Source organism: Flavobacterium frigidum (assembly GCF_048286795.2).
Genome location: NZ_JBLVPT020000001.1, coordinates 704,380 through 724,020 on the forward strand (window position 1 = coordinate 704,380; position 19,641 = coordinate 724,020).

General features: G+C 31.6%; 17 protein-coding genes. 3 read left to right on the forward strand and 14 right to left on the reverse strand.

Translation table 11 applies throughout. The features are described from left to right. Nucleotides 1-39 precede the first annotated feature (39 nt). The 12 genes from lolB1 to ACNQGB_RS03275 all read right to left on the reverse strand — a co-directional run bounded on the left by lolB1 (nucleotide 40) and on the right by ACNQGB_RS03275 (nucleotide 12,844). Nucleotides 40-825, reverse strand: coding sequence for a lipoprotein insertase outer membrane protein LolB1 (lolB1, locus tag ACNQGB_RS03220; RefSeq protein ID WP_417945601.1), 786 nt, complete (start codon nucleotides 823-825; stop codon nucleotides 40-42). Continuing rightward, the gene (locus tag ACNQGB_RS03225; RefSeq protein WP_417945599.1) at nucleotides 825-2,174 is read right to left on the reverse strand and encodes a tetratricopeptide repeat protein; all 1,350 of its coding nucleotides are present in this window, start codon (nucleotides 2,172-2,174) and stop codon (nucleotides 825-827) included. Before ACNQGB_RS03225 ends, lolB1 begins: the two co-directional genes overlap by 1 nt. A gap of 30 nt (nucleotides 2,175-2,204) precedes the next feature. Beyond that, entirely contained in the window at nucleotides 2,205-3,215 is a 1,011-nt protein-coding gene (locus ACNQGB_RS03230; protein ID WP_417945597.1) for a sugar phosphate nucleotidyltransferase, read from the reverse strand. 84 nt (nucleotides 3,216-3,299) lie between these two features. Beyond that, a complete protein-coding gene (dut, locus tag ACNQGB_RS03235) occupies nucleotides 3,300-3,734 on the reverse strand; it encodes a dUTP diphosphatase (RefSeq protein WP_417945595.1) in 435 nt (144 codons plus the stop codon). A gap of 223 nt (nucleotides 3,735-3,957) precedes the next feature. Beyond that, complete coding sequence (locus ACNQGB_RS03240) at nucleotides 3,958-5,421, reverse strand: lipopolysaccharide biosynthesis protein (protein WP_417945593.1); 1,464 nt, start codon at nucleotides 5,419-5,421, stop codon at nucleotides 3,958-3,960. Nucleotides 5,422-5,514: 93 nt separating this feature from the next. Next, nucleotides 5,515-6,909, reverse strand: coding sequence for an AAA family ATPase (locus tag ACNQGB_RS03245; RefSeq protein WP_417945591.1), 1,395 nt, complete (start codon nucleotides 6,907-6,909; stop codon nucleotides 5,515-5,517). 75 nt (nucleotides 6,910-6,984) lie between these two features. After that, nucleotides 6,985-7,815, reverse strand: a complete 831-nt coding sequence (locus tag ACNQGB_RS03250) for an ATP-binding cassette domain-containing protein (RefSeq protein WP_417945589.1) — start codon at nucleotides 7,813-7,815, stop codon at nucleotides 6,985-6,987. Nucleotides 7,816-7,819: 4 nt separating this feature from the next. Then, nucleotides 7,820-8,590: an ABC transporter permease gene (locus tag ACNQGB_RS03255; protein ID WP_417945587.1), complete on the reverse strand. Its 771-nt coding sequence runs from the start codon at nucleotides 8,588-8,590 to the stop codon at nucleotides 7,820-7,822. A gap of 62 nt (nucleotides 8,591-8,652) precedes the next feature. Beyond that, nucleotides 8,653-10,467: an OmpA family protein gene (locus tag ACNQGB_RS03260; protein ID WP_417945585.1), complete on the reverse strand. Its 1,815-nt coding sequence runs from the start codon at nucleotides 10,465-10,467 to the stop codon at nucleotides 8,653-8,655. 35 nt (nucleotides 10,468-10,502) lie between these two features. After that, nucleotides 10,503-11,624, reverse strand: a complete 1,122-nt coding sequence (locus ACNQGB_RS03265; RefSeq protein ID WP_417945583.1) for a hypothetical protein — start codon at nucleotides 11,622-11,624, stop codon at nucleotides 10,503-10,505. 5 nt (nucleotides 11,625-11,629) lie between these two features. Continuing rightward, the gene (locus ACNQGB_RS03270; protein ID WP_417945581.1) at nucleotides 11,630-12,295 is read right to left on the reverse strand and encodes a hypothetical protein; all 666 of its coding nucleotides are present in this window, start codon (nucleotides 12,293-12,295) and stop codon (nucleotides 11,630-11,632) included. 105 nt (nucleotides 12,296-12,400) lie between these two features. Beyond that, a complete protein-coding gene (locus tag ACNQGB_RS03275) occupies nucleotides 12,401-12,844 on the reverse strand; it encodes a GNAT family N-acetyltransferase (RefSeq protein WP_417945579.1) in 444 nt (147 codons plus the stop codon). A gap of 519 nt (nucleotides 12,845-13,363) precedes the next feature. Here ACNQGB_RS03275 and ACNQGB_RS03280 point away from each other — a divergent pair. After that, entirely contained in the window at nucleotides 13,364-14,302 is a 939-nt protein-coding gene (locus ACNQGB_RS03280; protein ID WP_417945577.1) for a hypothetical protein, read from the forward strand. 102 nt (nucleotides 14,303-14,404) lie between these two features. On the opposite strand, the gene ACNQGB_RS03285 is transcribed toward ACNQGB_RS03280, so the two are convergent. Both ACNQGB_RS03285 and ACNQGB_RS03290 read right to left on the reverse strand, forming a co-directional pair. Next, complete coding sequence (locus tag ACNQGB_RS03285) at nucleotides 14,405-16,105, reverse strand: S8 family peptidase (RefSeq protein WP_417945575.1); 1,701 nt, start codon at nucleotides 16,103-16,105, stop codon at nucleotides 14,405-14,407. Nucleotides 16,106-16,232: 127 nt separating this feature from the next. After that, nucleotides 16,233-17,948, reverse strand: a complete 1,716-nt coding sequence (locus tag ACNQGB_RS03290; RefSeq protein WP_417945573.1) for a helix-turn-helix domain-containing protein — start codon at nucleotides 17,946-17,948, stop codon at nucleotides 16,233-16,235. A 548-nt stretch (nucleotides 17,949-18,496) separates the two neighbouring features. Here ACNQGB_RS03290 and ACNQGB_RS03295 point away from each other — a divergent pair. Both ACNQGB_RS03295 and ACNQGB_RS03300 read left to right on the forward strand, forming a co-directional pair. After that, a complete protein-coding gene (locus ACNQGB_RS03295) occupies nucleotides 18,497-18,709 on the forward strand; it encodes a hypothetical protein (RefSeq protein ID WP_417945571.1) in 213 nt (70 codons plus the stop codon). Between the two features lie 625 nt (nucleotides 18,710-19,334). Continuing rightward, nucleotides 19,335-19,574 carry a hypothetical protein gene (locus ACNQGB_RS03300; RefSeq protein WP_417945569.1) on the forward strand — a complete coding sequence of 80 codons (240 nt, stop codon included), beginning with the start codon at nucleotides 19,335-19,337 and terminating at the stop codon, nucleotides 19,572-19,574. The last annotated feature ends 67 nt before the right edge of the window (nucleotides 19,575-19,641 follow it).

Genomic DNA, 19,641 nt, shown 5'->3' on the forward strand with positions numbered 1-19,641 from the left:
GGAGAAATTTTGGCATGTTAAAAAAATATTTTTGCTAATTTACTTAATTAAAATTCTTTTGTACCCATTTGGGACACTATAAGGAAAAGAAAGTTCTTCATTGAACGAAACCGAGTTGTATTCCAAATTAATTTCGGTATTTCCTTTTTTCTGGAACGTATTGATTAAAACATTTGTTGGTAATATCGCCTCTTTATAAACCTTATTATCCGGATAAGCCACTTTGATCATTCGCTCTTCTGTAGTTTGTGTAATTTCTTGTTTTTCGACTAAAAAAGTATCGGAATCCAAAAAAAATGATTTTTTTGTACTACCATTTGAAAAATCATCCAATCGATAGGTTTTCTCCAATACTGATTCAGAATATTTTCCTTTTGTCAAATCATCAATAGCTTTGCCTAAAAGCATATTTTGGATTTTATTATAATCCAAATCCGTTCCCAGCCACTGGCTCAAACTACTGAAATCCCCTTCAAAATAACTACCATTTATTTTTTCATAATAATTAACAGACTGGGGTGTAATCAATGCTTTTGCCATCGTGATTCCGAGAAAGCGAATGCTTATCAAAATTTGTTCGTCTTTCTTGATCCTAATTTCTGCTGTTACATTCTGAGTTTGCTTGTTATCAGAATAGCGAGCACTAGACTTAATATATAATGTAGAAAACTGATTTTTATTGTTGTAATAATTTTCTATTATTTTTTTTGCTGACATTCCATTTGATGCTGCAACAGGCTCGTTACTTGCTGCTACCGCCAATGCTTTTGACTTACACGACAGTACAAAAACAGAAAGTACAAGTACTAATGCTATTTTTTTCATTACTTTTTTTCTTTTAATAATTGATTGGCCTTGGTAAAAAACAAGTCTTTTTTCTTGAAATCTCCCAATCCGTTGTAGGTTTCTCCTAATTGAATATTGAAATTAATTTCTAATTCCTTATTCTCTACTACATAATCTATGCCCATTTCTAAGAGGTCTTTGGCTTTTTTAAATTGCTTTAACTGATTGTTTGCTAATCCTGCATAGTAATAAAACTGAGCTTGGGTTGGGAAACTTTCTACTAAAAGCGTTGCGTTTGTAGCAACACTATCAAATTGTTTCAATTCTGTTTGCGCTTGCAGCAAAAGTAAATTGGTTTCAATATCTTCCGAAGATCCCGTTTTCAGAGCTAGATTATAATATTTAATTGCTTTTTCCCATTGTTTTTTGACCTGAAAAAACTTTCCTATTTCTTTTGCAACTGCTACCGATTTATCAGTATCAAAATAGCTAACCGCTTTCTCTAAATCAGCAGCGTATTGTGGATTTTTCTCCGCAAAAAGTAGAAACTCGTTTAAAATTCGGTGCTTAATTTTCGAATCAATTTTGGCACTAGCCAAAACAATATTCATCGCGTTTATTGTTTTTGGACCATCATTAGCATCCAAATATTTTTTGAATAAAGTTACCTGCGCCCATTCTGAATTTGGGATAGCCTTTTCTAATTTTTGAACAATTTCAAATGCTTTTTTCTCTTCATCATTTTTAGAATACAAAAATATCAAGCTGATATAATTAGACTCTTCTTGCGGATATTTTTCAATCAACTGTTCTAGATTGGTAATTTCAGCATTTTGAAATTTTCCTTCAGACAGAATCTGGCTTCTGTATAATTCTCTGCGATCTGTTTTTCCAGCAGTTTCATTGAGTTCTTGAATTAAAGCCAACGCTTTATCGAACTGGTTGGTTGCCATGTAAAGCGAGGTCAAATCCTCTTTATAATTGGGGTCGAATTCAATCAATTTGTTAATGACTGTAATTCCTTGAGTAAAATTTTTAGTTTCGTAGCTCACATCATACATTCCAACCCAAAACCATTTGTTTTTTGGATCTATTTGAGTCGCTTTTTCAAAAGAAGAGTAGGCGCTTTTATATTCTTTTAACGCCAAGTAATTTTTTCCTAATTCGTAATATACAGAAGCGTCATCAGGCTTGAATTTATTGGCTTTTTCTAGCGCCTCTATTGCTTTGTCATAATTTTCAATTCCCTTTTGCATTAAGGATTCGAAAAAAAGTTCTTGAAACTGATCTGCATCCAGCTTAATGTCTTCTGGTTCTGTTTGTGACCATAGCAAAGCCGAATTGCATTGCAAAGCGAGCAGTAGTCCTATAAAAAGTCTTTTTTTCATTATTCCTTTTGTTCTCCTTTCGGATGAGGATTATTCTAAAACAGAGTAATCTCCAATACTGATACTGGTAAAATTGCCATCAAAATTAGCGTGATTTCCGATCATGGCATTATCGAGATTTGCATTTTTTATGTGCGTATGCGTTTGTATCAAACTGTTTTGTATGGTACTATTTACAACGTGACAACTGTTTCCTAAAGAAACATTTGGACCAACAATGGCATTGATTAAAATAACATCTTTACCAATATAACAAGGCGGAATAATGGTTGAATTTTCTAATTTTACGGTATCATCTACCAAATGTATGCCGTCCTTGTGCAAGAAACCTAGCATTCGTGAATTGGTCTCTACGGTTACATTTTTATTTCCACAATCCATCCATTCGTCTACTTTTCCTGGGACAAATTTCATGCCTTTAGCCATCATTTGCTTAATACCATCATTGATTTGGTATTCGCCTCCATGGATAATATTGTTGTCTAGTACTAACTGCAATTCGTTTTTTAGTACTGCCACATCTTTAAAATAATAAATCCCAATGACAGCCAAATCTGAAACAAATGTTTCTGGTTTCTCAACCAATTCTACTATTTCATTTGCTTCATTTAGTTTCACGACACCAAAAGCTTCTGGTTGATCTACTTGTTTGACCCAAATCACACTGTCGGCATTTTTATCTAAATCGAAATCAGCACGAATCAACGTATCTGCATACGCAATTACTGCAGGTCCGCTCAATGAATCTTTGGCACACATAATGGCGTGGCCGGTTCCTAGCGCTTCGTTTTGGTAGTATATCGTGCCTCTTGCGCCTAATTTGTGAGCGATAGCTATTAATTCCTCCTCTACTTTACTACCAAAAGTTTCATGAATTATGAATGCTACTTCCTCAATTTCTTGATTCAATACACCAGCAATATCCTCAACTAGGCGGTGTACAATTGGTTTTCCAGCAATAGGAATTAACGGTTTAGGAATGGTTAATGTATGCGGGCGAAGGCGAGATCCGCGTCCAGCCATAGGAACAATTATTTTCATGTTTTTTTATTGAAAGATTAAACGATTGAAAAATTTAAAGAGTATCGCAAATCTTTACATTTTTCAATCTTTAAATTATTAAATCTATTTTACTCCTGTACTTCCAAAACCACCTTCACCTCTGGAAGTTTCAGTTAATTCCTGAACTTCTATCCATTGTGCGCGTTCGTGTTTAGCGATGATGAGTTGTGCTATGCGTTCTCCGTTTTCGATTACAAACGGCTGGTTCGATAAATTTACTAAAATTACTCCTATTTCACCACGATAATCGGCATCAATAGTTCCCGGAGAATTGAGCACTGTAATTCCATTTTTTGCAGCTAGTCCGCTTCGGGGTCTTACTTGCGCTTCATAACCAATAGGCAACTCTAAGAATAAGCCTGTTTTTACAATAGTTCTTTCTAACGATTTTAATGTTATTGGTTCAGTAATATTGGCACGTAAATCCATTCCTGCTGATGCTATGGTTTCATAGTTTGGCAAGGGATGTTGTGATTTGTTGATAATGTTTATTGTCATTTTTATTTTTTATTTTGGAACAAGTATCAGCTTGTCTATTTACACTAGTTATGTATTTGATTCTGGGTTCTAGCCGTGATGGAAGTGAAAAGCCTTTTTTATGAAATTGTATTTTTTCATGATTTGAAAGAGCGACCGCAGGAAGCTCCTTTTAAATCGTAGAAAAAAGCAATTTCAGGAAAAAGCTTGCAACGTACAGCGCGATTGGCTCCTTAAAATTATTTTACTTTGTTTTTCTTTTGATGATTTTAAGTACCATTTCTTTTTCGTTATAATAGATGAAATATAGAAATATTCCAGATAATAGAATTCGTATTGTATAACTTTCTCTTACATAAGGAATATAAAATGAGATTGCTGAAAACAATATTGTAACTCCTAAATAAGTCATTATTTTATTGATATCGTATGGAATTGGATATTTCTTTTGTCCCATTTTATAGGAAATAATCATCATGCTTCCGTAAGCAGTGATAGTTGCAATGGCTGAACCATAATAACTAATTTTCGGAATTAAAAAGTAATTTAAAATTAATGTAACTGCAGCCCCAATTATAGAAATGTACGCTCCAATTTTAGTCTTATCAATCAATTTATACCACACCGATAAATTAGTATAAATTCCTAAGAAAAAGTTAGCAATAACAATTAACGGCACCACTTTTATAGCATCCCAATAACTTGGATTTGGCACCAATGGTTGTTTTAATAAATCGAGAAAAGCAATAACAAAAAAACAAATGAATGATCCAAAAATTACGAAATACTTAGTAATTGTTGCATACGTTTGTTGCGCATTTTCATTGCTTGCATGGCTAAAGAAAAAAGGTTCAATTCCTAAAGTATATGCTGTTCTAAACAAAACCATGAACATCCCAATTTTATAACATGCCGCATAAGCACCAATATCTTCTTTAGAAACATCAAGCCATTCTAATAAAATTTTATCAAAATGTTCATTGATTGCAAAGGCAATTCCAGCAACAAGAATTGGAAATCCGTAACGCATCATTTTTTTCCAAAGGATGAAATCAAAACTCCATTTTACTCTGAAATAAATTGGCGAAAGCACTAAAAAGGTTACTAAACTCGCTATTAAACTAGAAACAAAAATATATCCAACCTCAAAATTCACCAAATATATTGTACTAAAAAAACTTGATGGATTTGATTTTGCAAGTTTTGGCAATAAATAAAGGAAAAACACATTCAATCCAAGGTTAATCAAGACGTTTCCTATTTTTATTATAGCATAGCTCATAGGTCTTTTTTCCGCACGAAGCTTAGAAAAAGGCACAATTACCAAAGCATCTAATGTTAATATCCAAATTGTGTATGTTACATATTGAACGTCAATATTTGACCAATCTGAAAGTGTTTTTCTATTGATTAATGCAATTCCCAAAAATGCAATAGATGTCCAAAAAAGTGAAATTGTAGTCGTAGAAACAACACTCTTTTTATTATCCTCACTATTGTAAAATCTAAAAAAAGCAGTCTCCATTCCGTAAGATAAAATTACGTTGAAGAATACCAGCCAAGCAAAAACTATGGAAACATCTGCAAATTCCTGTTTAGGTAATTTATTAACATAGAATGGGTTAAGTAAAAAGCTAATCATACGTGGTAAAACCGTCGCTAAACCATAGATTACCGTTTGCTTAAAAAGATTTTTGTATAAACTCAAAATGATTTTTTTATGGTGTAAAAATAAGGCTTCAGATACAGATTTTCACTAATTAACACGAATTTAATACCTAACAAAATTTCATAAATTATATTATTTAATTTCAAAAGCTACTTGGTTTTGAGTTTCATTTGGTTCTGGGATATCTTGTTCTGCGAGTGTTTTTAATGTTTTTTTAGAAAGTTTTTTTATTTTGATAATTCGGTTGGCATGATTTTGAACACATTTTTCAAAAAGATTTCTTACTACACGAGCGTTACCAAAGCTATCGTCTTTCTTTTCGTGAAGCAATTCAAAAGTATCATTTAATTTTTCTTTTGCATCATCAGTAATTACAAAATCCGATTTCTTTGCAATTGATTCGAAAATCTGTAATAGTTCGAAAGGTGAAAAATGATTAAATTCAAAAAAGCGATTAAATCGTGAACGCAAACCTGGGTTAGATTCTACAAAAATCTTCATCGGTTCAGTGTAACCTGCAACGACCAAAGCCAAATCATCACGATGATCCTCCATACGTTTGATTAAAGTATTTACTGCTTCTGCTCCATAATCGTTACCAAGAGAATTTTGAGTTAAGGCATAAGCTTCGTCAATAAACAAAACGCCACCAAGACTTTCTTCTACAATTATATCAACTTTCAGAGCAGTTTGACCTACAAATCCGGCAATCATTCCTTCTCTGTCGGTTTCGATTAATTGTCCCTTAGAAAGAAATCCTAAATGCTTAAAAATTCTACTTAACAATCGTGCAACCGACGTTTTTCCAGTTCCTGGTGGACCAAGGAATACCGTATGTAATGTAATTTCAGTGTTTTTTAATCCTTCGGAAGTTCGTTTCTTTTGGATTTCTAACAAGTTTATTAATTCAGAGACGTCTTTTTTTACGTTTTCCAAACCTATTAATTCGTTCAATTCTGCAAGAACTTTTTCTAAAGAATCGTCTTTTAGAAGTTGATTTTTATCTGAATAGGATTTTAAAAATTCTTTTGCAACAGCATTCTTTTCAAATGATTTATCAAATGAAAACTGTATAAATTTATAAAAATGCAACAGTACATTTTCTAATTGTGCGTTTTTATTTTCGGATAAAACGCTGATAAAATCACTTGAATTTACATTAGAAATTGTGTTTTCAACTTTCAGTTTTTCTAGAAAGTTTTTAAAATTTGGCGAAGCGACCAATTTATCAAATTCATTTAAATTTTTGACATCAGCAAAATGATTGTTGCGTAAAGCATCATAATAATACGCCAATGTAAATTGCGATATCTTGGTTTCTTTTTCGCCCAATTTTCTATAAACTGAAATACAATCAGAAAGAAAAAAATGTTCTGCTTTGAATAGTAATCTATTTGCAGCATTTGATTTTACGAGCTCATTTATTTTTTGAATAAACGAATCATCGGCATTTAAAACTTTACAGATAGCCAAGATTGACAGCGTTTCTTGCTCTAATTGTTGGAAAAAAGTTGTGGTAAAACCCATGTTTTAAATATGTTAAAGCCTGAAAAGGTCAAAAAAATTCCTTACGAGATTTAGAATTTTATTAAATATTGCAAATTACGAATTCATCATTTGAAGAGTAATTTCTTTAAGTAACTTATCGTGATCATCGCATTTTCCCTTCCAGCAAATTCCCATTTCACGTAAGTCGTATTTGGCAACAATACTTCCATAGGTTTGCTTTTTTCCACCAACTGTTGGATAACCAATTACGTAAATTGATTGTGCTAATTCAATAGCCAATTCAATATCGTGTGTAGAAAAAATAACAGTGTTATGATCGTGGGTTGAACTTAAAAGTTCGAATGATTTTTTTACTTCTTCAATATTTCCAATATCTAAACCTGAAAAAGGCTCGTCTAAAACTATTAATTTGTCTGATGAGAAAAGCTGTTCAATAATGGCTGTACGTTGTCGTTGTCCGCCAGAAAGTTCGTTTGGATATTTGTCTTTACACGTTTCTAATCCCCATTCTTTGATGTATTTATTGATCTTAGTTTCTTGTTCTTGTAAAGATAAAGTAGTTTTTCTTAAAGCGAATTTCAAGGTTTGAAGCACCGTTTTATGCCGAAATAATGTATATTTTTGATCTACAAAGCCAATGTCGCCTTCTCTCACAGGCTTGGCAGCATTTAGTTCACTACTTTCAAAATCTTTAATTAAAATCTTACCCGAGTTTGGATGAACCAATCCAGTTAATGCTTTAAAAAATGTGGATTTTCCGCGTCCAGATCTGCCAACAACAGCAATAACTTGTCCGGTGTTGTCATGTTTTGGTCTAACCACGTTTTTTTCAATTAAACTAACATCTTTTATAATTGTTACGCCATCGTAAGCTACGCTAAGATTTTCAACGTACAAAAGTGTTTCTCTAAATTCGAATTCCATAGCGTTATATTTTTGAATATCTGAATACTGATTTTCTTAAAAAATTGATGAACCAATCTAATCCTAATCCTATCAAAAGAATGATGATCTGCAAGGCAATAATTCGACCGTGATTCATGAATTTATCAGAATTTTTAATTAAAAATCCCAAACCTCCAGAAGCAACTACAATTGATTCTACCGTTACTAGCATCATCCAAGTTATGGCTAAATTTTGACGAATTACATCAATTACATAATCAATTCTTCCTAAAACTATTACTTGCCAAAGTACTTCCCAACGACTGCATTTTAGGGTTTTGGCATGGTCAAATTCTTCTTGGGAAATGTCTTTTATTACAGCGATTAAAGATGTAGTTAAGAATGTTGTTAAGAAAATTACCAATATCCAAACTTGCATATTTCTTGCATCATGCACCATTAATGTAATGTAGAATGATAATCCAGTGAAAGGCAAAAATCTAAATTTAGTTACAAATTCTGCTACAGGTTTCATCAACGGAATTGGCCAAGAATAAGCAAATGACAAAGCAATTATTGTTGCTATAATAATAGACAGAAAACAAAGTTTTAGCGATTGAAAAATATGAACTACCAATCCTTCTTTGTACAATTCTGAAAAACCAATTAGCACTTGGCTTGGCGTTGGAAACAAGTGTTTGGTTCCGGCAGAACCTATAAACCAAATTGCAAATAATAATACAACCCAAGAAACTAAGATGATAGTTCGTTGCATTTTGGTTGTATTTTCAAAAGGTATAAAATATTTTAACATCAAAAAAAGAGTTAAATAAAGCTACTTAAAATTATAAGCAGCTTTTAGTTATTGAATAAAAATTATTTTAAGAACGTAACTACAACTCGTCTGTTTTTAGCTTTTCCGCTAGCAGAATTATTGTCAGAGACTGGTTCGTTTTGACCTTTTCCATCAATTAATTGGAAACGATTGGAAGGAATTCCTTTTTGTGTTAAATAATCCACAACCGCTTGTGCTCTATTTTTTGACAATGACACATTAGAATCTGGATTACCAACATTATCGGTATGACCCACAATTGTCAGTTTAGAATTTTCTGCCTGAATTAGCAAGTTGTAAATTCTCTCTAAATCTCTAGATGAATTACTTAAAACTTCGGCACTTCCTGAACTAAAATTAATTTGCCATTCGCCAGAAGCCATAACTTCAGTAGCTTTTGCAGAATAATCCGATTTATCAGCAGCAGAAGATTCGATGTCGTTTATGTTTTTTAAATAAAATAGATTTACTGCTTCATCATAAGAAGAAACTTTTCCAACATTTTCGTTAAATCCAAAAGGATTTAGTTCTGTTAAATACGTTCCAACTTGATTGTAAACCGCTTTATATCTGTTAACTCCGTCAGACAATCCGAAATATTGCATAGCATCGGCATAATTAAATACTTTTGATCCACCCATATTGTAAGTCAAACCATTTTTAGTTCCTTGTTGTCCTTTGAACATTTTGTACCAATATTCTGGAGTTTCAATTTTGTATGTTTCAGCCACCGCTTCGGAAGCTCTAACTTTCCAATCTTCATAATTTTTCATTTGATTAGAAGCCATCAAAGTAGACTTGAAAACATTAGAAAACACTTCTGGATTTTTAGCCGCCCATTCTTTTACACCAATAATTACGCAAGGCATTTGGTTGTTAAATTCTTTAGTAGAAACGATATCTACAAAACCGTTCAATTTATCAAAAACAGTTTTGTCTCCTGGAGTCCAAGTTGCGCAACCATCGATTTTTCTGTTAACTGATTTTCCAGTTAATTTTCCGTTAGTAACTTCTTTTAAAGAAACGGTGAAACCTGCAGTTTGCGATTTGATTAATTCTTCAGCCGATTTCATGTAATCATCATTTTCTGATGGATAAATATTAACGGCATCAGCATCATAAGTTGTTGGATCTGGGTTTACTTTTAAACCGTTTGCAAAACAATAGTTTACTGTTGTAACCCAGTCACCATCACCAAGAACTGCTGAAATCACAGCTCCTTTCATCGATTTTGGATCTGATTTCCAATTTGGTGGTCCAATTAATTTATCTTCACCATAACTCATACCAATTGCTCCAAAAACTTGTAGGTGGTATTTGTCCTTTCCGTATTTTTCGTCCAATGATTTTTGAACAGAACTAATATAAAATGGTGCACCGTCACCCATAATCATTACAGCAGCAGCACTTTTATCTGAAGTTGGAAAAGCAGTACCACCATCAAACTCTTCAATAAATTTCATTTGCATATTGCGTAATTCCGACAACCAGTCTTGTCGAATAATTTCTAGATTTACACCGTTTTTTTCCATCAACGAACCTTTAGTTGTTTTTGGTCCACCATTGGCAACGATAATTCCAGATTCGGCATTCCAAGCATAACCAGCGATTCTTAATACCGGTTTATCAGAAATTTCAGAAGAAATTTCTTTAGATGGCAATGCTATTTTTGCAGCGTTAGTAACGTTATTTACATCACTTGTGTTTAATTCTATTCCGTTTAATTGTTTAGAAACTGCGGTTTTTAAACCTGGTGAAATAAAATAAACTGCTGTTAATATTGCTCCAACTCCACCAAGAACAATTAAAAGTTCAGAAAAGGTGGTTAACTTAGTTGTTCGTAAAATTTTTCCCATTTGTATTTAAAAATTTGATTTGTTTTTGTTTTCAGTTAAAAAATATCTCCAAAACCACCACTGTTCACTTTGTCTTCTTTAGTGATTTTATAATTTGGACTTGTATATTTAGTAGAATCCGGAATAGTATTGTCACCAGTTTTAATTTGATCTGCCAATGAATCTAATCTAGAATACAGCTCGTCATTATCTACAGAATATTTAGAGGTTAACGCATCAATATCAATTAGGTTTTCTGATGTTCTAGCAATATCCAAAGCAATTGTTGATGTAACAACTTCTAGTGCATATTCTAATTCCCAATCTTTAGTGAACATCATTGCACTTTTGGCACTTTCTGTAGCTTCTTTAGCATTTTTAGCAAATTCGAATTCCTTTTTTAACATCACAACAGTTGCATCAAAATCGGCAATTTTAATATCAATTGCAGTTCCGGCAAGAGTTAATTTTCTGTCCATTTTACCAAGAACATTTGCTCTAACGCCATATTTTTGGATGAAACTTTTACTTTGCTCATATTGGTTTGAAATTCGTTGCGAATCGGATAGTTTTCTAGCTAACTCACTTTGTAAAGCAACGTAATCGTCTGTATCTTTTGCCGAAGCACCATTAATTCGAACCATTTCATCCATTGCAGATTTAAGTTTCTCTGATTGACGTTGCAAACTCAAAACTTCTTCTTGAAATGATTTGGCTTCTTTTTCAGATTTTGTAGCTTCAATTTCCATTTCGTTTTTCAAACCTTTAAGCTTGGCTTTAGTATTTTTAAAAACTTCACGGTTTTTAACCATTTTCTGCTTTTGCTCTTCCAATTCATTAAACGGGTTACTTTGAATTAATGCTTTGTGCATATTTTTGGTCATAAAACGCAAACCTTTCATGATAACTGGAAACATCATCACTAAAAAAATTAGGAAAACTCCGGTTGCCGAAAGCGCGATGGCTTGACCAAGCATTGTGAATAATGGTGGAATAATGTATGTCCAGGTTAGGTAACCACCAACTCCTAAAAGTCCGAGAGCGAGAATCCAAAATATAGATTTTTCGCCTTTTTTTAATGTGTTTGAACTTAATGCAATTTCACCTTTAGATTCGTCGAAGTGTTTAAGGATTGGAAGTTCTAAAAGCGTCGTTTTTTCTTGTGCAAATTTATCCATTGATTTTATAAGTATTGATTGATACCGGTTACAACTGTATTAATTGATTCTAATATTTTATTTTTGGCTAAATCATTAGCTTCAATTTTTAAAGTAATTTCACTGAATTGTTCTTTATTTTTAAAATCTACTTTTTCTAAATCTGATTTTGCATTTTGCAAATCATTTTGAAGTTGTGCAATTCTAGTTTCTATATCAGAAATTGTTTTGGTTAAATTACTTTTTTCAGATGAAATGGCACTTTCTAAATCACGTTTTCTTGACGTTCCTGTTGCATCATATTTAGCATATACCTTTTCGATTTCGTCGGTATAATACTTGCTTTTTTCTAAAAGAAACGATTTTGACAATTGCGGATTAATGGTTTTTCCCATAGTGAAAGCCATTTGATAGCTCTGCGGATTGGTTGCTCCAACAGAAATTACCGACTTGTACATTTCATAAAAGTCAAATCCAGTTTGATTTAATGATTCAAAACCCTTTTCATAAACTCCAAAAATTTCATTTAAGAAAGGGTTGTTGGTTGCGCTTTCGGTTGGTTGAAATGTGTTTGGACTTTCTGGAAATTTATTTACATCGGAAATTGGTGTATTTACTGTTTCTTTTTTTGAAGTATTCTCTGATTCTTCATTTACGAAAAGACTTTTCCAATTAAAATTTTCTTTTGCCATTTGGTAAGGTTTATTTTATATATGTGACGTTAAAGTTATACGAATGTAACATTAAAAAGTTACTAATTTTTGAATAAAAAAATATTTGTAAGGCAAATATTAAAATCAAGATATTCCCTCTTCGTTTAATATTTTTAAGAAATGAAAACCTTTTGGCACGTATCCTTGATTGTAATAAAAACGGTGTGCAGTATAATTTCCTGTAAAAGCGTCTAAAACAATCATGGTACAACCGAGTTCTTTGGCTTTGGCATCAACATAATCCGTTAGCATTTTGCCAATTCCTTTTTTACGATGTTCTGGGTGTACAATAAAATTATCAATTTCTAAATACTTGCCAGACCAGAGTTTTGTTCCAGACCACAATCCGGAGAGTCCAACACATACATCACCTTCAAAAACAGCAATTTGCTTGTAGTTGTTTGGGATCATATCATCAAGGTAGGTATTGTATTTCTCTAAACTGAAATTGGTATACAAATATTGCATTACTGGGTATTGCGCCAGCATTTCTTGTTTAGTCGTAAGTTCTTTGAGTTGTAGTTCCATATTAGATTTTAATGGTGTAAAATTAGAAAAAAAGGAATGAGATTGCCAGTTATGATGGGGTGAATTTTTCAGAAATCTAATCGGAATTTTTGAAGTAAAAAAGTAATATATATGGTGTAACATATAAAATCACAGCTTATAGCTTAAATTCATAGCTAAAATAATATTTGTTAAATATTTACTTCCAAATATTTAAAAATAAATATTCGTGGAATTCACGGAATTCCGACAACAAGTATTTGCATACACCACTATATAAAACTAGATTTACATAAATTAATTTATGAGAAAATTGGCATCTTTTTTGAACGTAAGAAAAACAATCTCACCGTTTATGAAAAAATTATTAATCTAGTGGACTTGCTGTTGTCAACTGTTGGGTTTACACAAAATGAAAGCATAAACAAAATAACTACTTTAAGAGTTAAAATTTAAACGAAAATCGGATTGTGTCCTTGAAACCAACTCAAAGAAAATACTTAAACAAAAATAAAGATACCCTTAACTAACAATAACCTTATGAAATTTTCAATTAAAATTTTAATCCCATTTTTCTTTATACTGTTTTTGTCTTGCGAAAAAGATGAAGAAACTAATAAGGTGGTAGAACAATCTATTGATCTTCAAATTGAGAATGAAAAATTCAAAATCGTAAATGAATCATTTGTCGTCAATGAAAATTGTAACACTATTTTCGTTTCACTCATTTATGATAAGGGAAAAAACGAACCTCATTTTATTTTTGAATTGTCGATAACAAAAAAAGGGATCCTTAGAAAAGTAAGTTATACTAGATTTGGCGAAAGTACTAGTCCATTTGGCACTCCCGATTTTAACCTTAAAGGATTATTTACTGTTGACAACTTTGTTTACGACGAGTCAAGCAAAAATCTCAGTTTTAATTTTTCTGGAGAATTAGTAAAAGTTGAGACAAATACTCCCTTGTTAGACGTTCCTCAAAAAAGAAAAGAAATTAATGGAAAAATCATGTCTAAGAAAGTAAAGGCAACAACATGTACCAGTTTTATTAGTAATTTACATTTTGAAACAAATAATCTAACTTTTGCTACTAACTTCAACGCTGGATCACATAATCCTAATTTACCAGCAAACCAGTATAATTTTTGGTTTTTTTCAGATAACGGATACCGAGTCATTATTAAATCAAAAGTAGATTTATGGAATATGGATAAAGGAACGTATACTTTTGACCAAAATACGTTAGAGAATAGAATTGATTTCGAGCAATACATTGGGATTTTTAGAGCTACTCAGTTATTAGGGATTCGTCCCCAAGATTGGAAAAAATTTCAAACATCGGGGAGTTATACCATTAAAGAACACGTTATTATTAACGGTGTAAAAGTTACTAGAGGTGAATTGGACTTGCAGGTTTATGATAATGGACAACTCTTGCATGCTGTTACTAAAGGAACTTTTGAAGTAACTGGATTCTAGCAACATTCTTCGTCTTAAAAACTTAACAAGGGTTTGACTTTATAGTTTAGCCCTTTTGTTTTTCTATAGTTTCTAAAGTTTCCATCAACTTTCAAAAAGGTATTATGGTTTCTTTTTACTAACTTTTTCAGCCAGTTGCATTGCGTTATAAGCATTTAATACTTTCCCCGATTTAGAGAGTTCAGAAAACTTAGCTTTTTTGCCTTCACCGCCAGGAATTAAAACCTCAATGTCGTAAGCCGTTCCTGATTCTAGAATAATTTGTTTCACTTCCTTAGCCGTAAGTTTAGGAAAATACGACCAAATTAAAGCCGCTGTTCCAGAAACCATAGGTGTTGCTAGTGAAGTTCCTGAATCATACGCATAGCTATTTCCAGCTGTAGTAGTATAAATTTTATCCCCAGGAGCAAATAAATCCACATTTTTTTTGCCGTAATTAGAAAAGGATGCTACTAAAGTACTGTCTAATTTTGAGGTAGTAGCTCCTACATTGATAAAGTTCTCTACAACTTCATCTGCAATTTGATAATCAACATCATTCGGATAATATGGATTTTTGTCCACATTAAAACTATTGTTTCCTGCGCTATGCACCAGTAATACATTATGTTGTTCAGCATATTTAAAAGCTTCCTTCACCCATTCTTTATTCAACGAGAATTCTTTACCAAAGGACATATTAATTACTTTTGCACCGTTGTCAACCGCATAACGAATTGCCATTGCAATATCTTTATCGTGTTCATCTCCCGATGGAGAAATACTCAAAGGCATTATTTTAACATTACTTGTTATTCCTTTAACTCCAATTCCGTTGTATCGGTTGGCTGCTATTATACCTGAAACTTTGGTGCTATGATTATCAATTGTTATACCTGATAAATTAGAACTAACATTGTTAGTACCATATAATGTGTCAAAAACGTGATCATTCAAATCAAAAAAGTACCTTTCATTGTATGATACATTTAAATTTCTATTAACAATAGAATCTATTTCTTCTTCGTTGCGCTTTATATCATCTATATTGAATTGTTTTTGCTCATAAGAAGCCATTACAATTTCAATCAATGCTCCTAAATCTTTGTCATTATCATCCCGTCTCTGCATGTAAGACTTATCATTAATTTTACGCTTTTTGTACATACTATCCAATTGTTGATAGGCGTAATTCTCTTTTGGAAAGTACTTTTTAAGACTATCTTTAGCGATTGGAAACTTTATAACATCTGCCTTTAATGATTTTAACCAGTTCTGGTAATACCTTTTTTCTTGATCTAGTTTTTTATTTGCTCTAATGTATTCTTCATAACTATTTAAATCTTTACTCGATACTTCTAATTTTTTGATTCTTTTGAATTGTTTTTCATACTCTCTTACTATGCGAACAAATTCAAAATTAGACCATACAGTACTACCTCTTTTTGTCCCTATAAAATTCCAACCATTTACATCATCAATAAATCCATTGCCATCATCGTCTATGCCGTTATTTGCAATTTCATTTGTGTTGATCCACATTTGATTTTGTAAATCTTCGTGTTTTAAATCAATTTTAGTATCAATAACTGCAACAATCATTTCATTAGTTTTTGGTATTCTTTTATTTTGTTTATACCATTTGTCTAAGGAAATACCTGGTAGGCCGTCTTGCAAGTAATCTTTCTGAAACCAATTATTTAATGAACTATCCTGCTTTATGGTGAATAAATTACTGCTTGTCGTGTTCTCTTGAGAAAAACAGCTTACAATATTTGCAATAATAACAAAACAAGTAAAATAATAAAGCGGCAATAATTTCATAATTAAGGTAATTTTAATGGTTCAAATGTATTAAAGTTGAACGATTCCTGTAAATAGAAATATAAAGTTGTTACTGGAATTCCGCAAATTACGATACCTAAAATTCTATTTACTTATTTTAAGACTGTTAACTAGCTCTAGTTTTACTCAACTCTTTGATAAAAAAGCTAGGCTTGATTTTATACTTTTTATAAAAAGCAGCCGAAAAGGCTTCTGCCGAATTAAAACCAAACTCACTTGCTAAGGAAGCTATGGTATAATTTTGCAAAACAGGTTGTGCTTGCAATTGCAAAACTGCTTCATTTACACGAAGCTCATTGATGTATTGTACAAACGTTTTTCCTTTTTGTTCATTAATAACTTTAGACAAATATTTAGTATTGGTGTTTAGTTGCAAAGCCAGTTTCTGAATAGAAATTGTGTTTTCTATAAAGCCTTTATCGTTTTCAAACACTGTTAATTTTTCCAGTAATTCAATTACAATTTCATTTGATAAGCTCTGTTGTACTTGGCTTTCTTTAGCATCAACTGTGGTTTGATGTGTTTTTAAAATAGTACTATTTTCTTCAATAGATATGGTTGGTTTCAGAATTGCTTCAAATCGATTTTGGTGTTGTTTTTTTAAGTAAAATTGGTAACCAATCAGACCAGCAACGCCCACAACTAAAACTACAATCCATATATAAGAAGCAGACTGCTTTTTTTCCATTGATTTTATTAAGGCTTCTTTCTCTGCAAATAAGTGCGGGGTATCATACTCATCACGCAAAACTTTACTCAGGTGTTTGTAATTTTTTTGCAGCACACTATCAATTTCCATGTAGGTTGTTAAGTATTTCAACTGCTTTTCTTTGTCTCCGATTTGTTTGTAGTACTCAATTAAATAGGAATAGCCTCCTACAAATTCTGGTGTGATTTTTTTTCTAATACGGTACATAGAATCCACTTTAATAAAATTTTGCACTGCACGTGATTTATAATCTAATCCTGCATACGATCTGCCCAGATAAAAATAAGATGCTAAAACATTTCCTGTATTTTTTACTTTAATTAAATCAGGTAATGCTTTATTGATACTATCTAGAGCAGCTCTAAAATTTCTTTTATCTACTTGATTGGCTCCTTCATTCAAAATAAACATCAGCTGAAATTCTTTATTTTTAGTGATCGTAGCTTCTTTGTAACCTAACTTATTATAAAAAGTAGTAGAATCTGAATGCTTTAAAGCCTTGTGGCAATCTGCTAATCCAAATATGGTATTTTGGTAATAATAAGAGTAGTAATCCCCTCGATAGTCTTTCGTTTTGTAATATTTATAGTTTTCATGGTACAATTGTAAGGCTTCCTCTACCTCTCCCATTTCCTCTGATTTTGTAGTTCCAATATAGTCACGAACCATATAATAATAATCAATATTAGTTTTCAAAGCCACTTTTTCAGCCAAGTTAAAATTAACTAGTGCTTCATCGAACTTTCTTTGCTTGACTAATAAATCTGCTTTTTCACAATAAGCTGCAGCAGGAAAAAATTTATTCGGTTCTATTTTTGAATATTTTATTACACTATCAAAATATTGAATGGCTTTGAGCGGTTGATCTTGATGATAAAGAATGGCGTATAAATAATAGCCTCTAGCTTTTCGAATTGCTTTGTTCTCTTTTGCAGCTTTAGTAATATAGACCTTAGCCCATGCTAATTGTTTTTTAACACTTCCTTCGTCTTTAAAATTATTATTATCAATAGTGTCGTACGACAATGAAGACTTATCATACACCGTTTGCGACCATAAAAAGAAAGGAAACAGCGCCGTAAGGACTATTTTTAAAAACTGCTGGTTCGTCATTGTTATTTGGTTTTATACAAAAGTACATTATGCAAATTAAAGTGCAGTAAAAAACTACATTTATAAGTTATTTGTATTGTATTGATTTTTAATATTTTAAAAATACTTGTTATCGGAATTCCGTGAATTCCGATAACAAGTATTTGCACAACGTCTACCACTATCCTAGTTTTGACATCAGAAAAGAAAAGCAATAAAAATAAAAACGATAGTCAAATAATATAAGCTTTATCAAAAAAAGGGAATAATTCAGCTGGTACGTAACCCTTAAAAAAAATACAGAGCATGGAGTTTATAAAGCTACAATATCCATTAAAAAATGAGCATAAAAGTTCTCGAGAAACTTTTTTAAAAACAGGATTTTAAAAAAATTAAAAATCAATTTACAACCATTTTTAGATCAACTAAATAGTGCAAAAGTAAAAACTATAAAAGAACCGACTTTCACAGCATTTTTAATGCTTATTACTGTGGCGGCTGCGATAATTTCTGCTTGGGCCAATTTTATGGCTGGACTAATGAGAGCAATACCTAACAATCACTAACAAATGAAGCTTCCCACAAACTTTTATTTATTCTTTGGAATTTTCTTTACCTTAAACTTCATTTATTCCTTAATTGAAATCAGAGACACCTACGAATTATTCTCTTTTCCAGTAAGTATTTGGGTATACAGAGGCTATAGATTGTTTATTGCTGTAGTGTTTATAAAGCTATTTTTTAAAATGAGAGCCATCGATGTGACAAAACTAAATCAATAAATATAAGTTCTGACTTCAAGAACCTAAAACCTACAAAATTTGTTTGAAAAGTATATTTTTTCAGTTACTACTAGTATACTGAAGTTTAAAAGCCACATCTAATGAAATACTTCATTACTCAAACGTTACAAAATACAATTCTCATTGTGTACATTTTAATGATACGAAATTTTTTTAAAGATGAAAAAAACAACGACATCTACAAACTATTGGACTTAGAATGCATCTTTCTAATCCTCTTTTTTTCAGTAGCACTAGCAAGCTATGAAACATACAAAAAGAAGCGACCAGCTTCAAAAAAGGAGCTGAATCGCAAAACTTCATTTTAAGTCTATCCTAAATGAACCATACAGACTTTGTAGTTAACTTAAATTATTTGCATTAAAATTCATACAGAAATAATTCATTTTACATATCTCACTAATCATAATAAAATGTCGTATTACTAATAATTAAAATACAGTAATAACAGAAAATAAAATCAAATTAAAATGTTTACACTGATACTTAAAATAATCACACAATACTTGGAAATAATAGTGAATTTTATTGCAGATGCTTTAGGCTGACGATAAATTTAGCTTAGTATTTACAAAACATTTAATAGTGATTTCAGTATAAAAATATGAACAAATACATGTACTTTTCGGTATGCTTTGCATTATTCTCTGCACTATCTTACGCCCAAAAAAAAGGTAAAATAGCATTACCTGAAATAGAAAAAGCAGTAAATACATGTCCCTGGAAAAAAAGCAAAACAAAACAAATATCTTGGTTAGAGGCAATAGATAAAAAACAAATTGACTCTATAATGGGAACGTACCAGATCAAAACAAGCACAAAAAAACCAATTAAAAAAAAATAGGAGTTACGAACATAAAAAAAGAGCCAACAGGTGTTGGCTCTTAGAATATATTTTGAATAAATACTAT

Bases quoted from the DNA above. Each gene is read 5' to 3' on its own strand.
- ACNQGB_RS03285 (WP_417945575.1), bottom strand. From the start codon at position 16,105: ATGAAATTATTGCCGCTTTATTATTTTACTTGTTTTGTTATTATTGCA.
- ACNQGB_RS03280 (WP_417945577.1), top strand. From the start codon at position 13,364: ATGAAATTTTCAATTAAAATTTTAATCCCATTTTTCTTTATACTGTTT.
- ACNQGB_RS03245 (WP_417945591.1), bottom strand. From the start codon at position 6,909: ATGGGTTTTACCACAACTTTTTTCCAACAATTAGAGCAAGAAACGCTG.
- lolB1 (WP_417945601.1), bottom strand. From the start codon at position 825: ATGAAAAAAATAGCATTAGTACTTGTACTTTCTGTTTTTGTACTGTCG.
- ACNQGB_RS03255 (WP_417945587.1), bottom strand. From the start codon at position 8,590: ATGTTAAAATATTTTATACCTTTTGAAAATACAACCAAAATGCAACGA.
- ACNQGB_RS03265 (WP_417945583.1), bottom strand. From the start codon at position 11,624: ATGGATAAATTTGCACAAGAAAAAACGACGCTTTTAGAACTTCCAATC.
- ACNQGB_RS03225 (WP_417945599.1), bottom strand. From the start codon at position 2,174: ATGAAAAAAAGACTTTTTATAGGACTACTGCTCGCTTTGCAATGCAAT.
- ACNQGB_RS03290 (WP_417945573.1), bottom strand. From the start codon at position 17,948: ATGACGAACCAGCAGTTTTTAAAAATAGTCCTTACGGCGCTGTTTCCT.
- dut (WP_417945595.1), bottom strand. From the start codon at position 3,734: ATGACAATAAACATTATCAACAAATCACAACATCCCTTGCCAAACTAT.
- ACNQGB_RS03250 (WP_417945589.1), bottom strand. From the start codon at position 7,815: ATGGAATTCGAATTTAGAGAAACACTTTTGTACGTTGAAAATCTTAGC.
- ACNQGB_RS03300 (WP_417945569.1), top strand. From the start codon at position 19,335: ATGAACAAATACATGTACTTTTCGGTATGCTTTGCATTATTCTCTGCA.
- ACNQGB_RS03295 (WP_417945571.1), top strand. From the start codon at position 18,497: ATGAAGCTTCCCACAAACTTTTATTTATTCTTTGGAATTTTCTTTACC.
- ACNQGB_RS03260 (WP_417945585.1), bottom strand. From the start codon at position 10,467: ATGGGAAAAATTTTACGAACAACTAAGTTAACCACCTTTTCTGAACTT.
- ACNQGB_RS03230 (WP_417945597.1), bottom strand. From the start codon at position 3,215: ATGAAAATAATTGTTCCTATGGCTGGACGCGGATCTCGCCTTCGCCCG.
- ACNQGB_RS03270 (WP_417945581.1), bottom strand. From the start codon at position 12,295: ATGGCAAAAGAAAATTTTAATTGGAAAAGTCTTTTCGTAAATGAAGAA.
- ACNQGB_RS03275 (WP_417945579.1), bottom strand. From the start codon at position 12,844: ATGGAACTACAACTCAAAGAACTTACGACTAAACAAGAAATGCTGGCG.